Source organism: Arthrobacter sp. 05T47 (assembly GCF_056395825.1).
Genome location: NZ_JBFTKG010000173.1, coordinates 1 through 1038 on the forward strand (window position 1 = coordinate 1; position 1038 = coordinate 1038).

The window sequence follows — 1038 nt, forward strand, 5'->3', positions numbered from 1 at the left end:
GAGCGCGTGGGTGCGTCTCAACAACCCTTCAAGGCACAACAAAGAATGGCAACGCAAACGGGTCCGCCACGAAGATGTTCGTTTACCCCAGATGCAAGTAGTGGATCCATGCCGGCGGTCCGCCGCCAAGACTACGAACAAGAGGAGCACTAGTGAAAGAGCGTAAACGAGTTCTAGCCTGGGACGATCCGGCCATTGGCGCGGCAGCCATGCCCGGCATGAGCGGCTTGGAATACCTGCACTCAATGATGGGCAAAAAACTGCCACCCCCACCGATGGGCGAACTGCTGAACATGACCTTGGTCGATGCGGCACCGGGCACTGCCACCTTTACCTGTCACCCCGACGAGTCCCATTACAACCCGATCGGCTCGGTTCACGGCGGGCTCGTATGCACCCTGCTCGATTCCGCCCTTGGCTGCGCCGTGCAGACAACCCTTCCCAAGGGCCTGGGTTACACCTCCATAGAGATTAAGGTGAACTACCTTCGCTCAGTGCGGGCTGACAGCGGGCCATTGACCYGTGTAGGCGTTGTATCGAAGCCCGGCAATCGCGTTGCCTTCGCGGACGCCACTGTCACCGATGCCAGAGGCAAGCTCGTAGCTACCGCCACAGGCTCCCTACTCGTCTTCACAATCGACTGATGTCAGATGAACATCTCAAGCCCGGCGGGACTCTCCATGCCCGTTCGCTGACTTCTGCCCTCTGAATGACCCGATCGTTCGGCGGACCGGCCAAATCCATGGATGAGATGCGCCAGAAGCATCGCACCGATAACGGCGTGTGACGGGCCGCTTCGAACCTTGACCGTCATGCCGCTGCCCTGAAGCCTTCATTTTTGACCGCCCAGGCTCCGCGCTCTAGGAGATCAGTAGTGGCCACCACCTTGGCCGTGACCTACCTGAACCCCCACGTCTACCTCGACACCCTGGTATTGCTGGGCGCCCTCGCCAACCAGCACGGCGCCGATGCCCGGTGGGTCTTCGCGGCAGGGGCAGTGGCAGGAAGCGCCATATGGTTCCCCGCTCTGGGGTATGG

The 1038-nt window shown here is 60.8% G+C and carries 1 protein-coding gene and 1 pseudogene; both read left to right on the forward strand.

The genetic code is table 11. The annotated features are described in order from the left end of the window. Window positions 1-152 precede the first annotated feature (152 nt). Window positions 153-644, forward strand: a complete 492-nt coding sequence (locus tag AC1DEY_RS23670; protein ID WP_476870128.1) for a PaaI family thioesterase — start codon at window positions 153-155, stop codon at window positions 642-644. Window positions 645-814: 170 nt separating this feature from the next. Beyond that, window positions 815-1038, forward strand: a pseudogene (locus AC1DEY_RS23675) (LysE/ArgO family amino acid transporter); the annotation flags it as partial.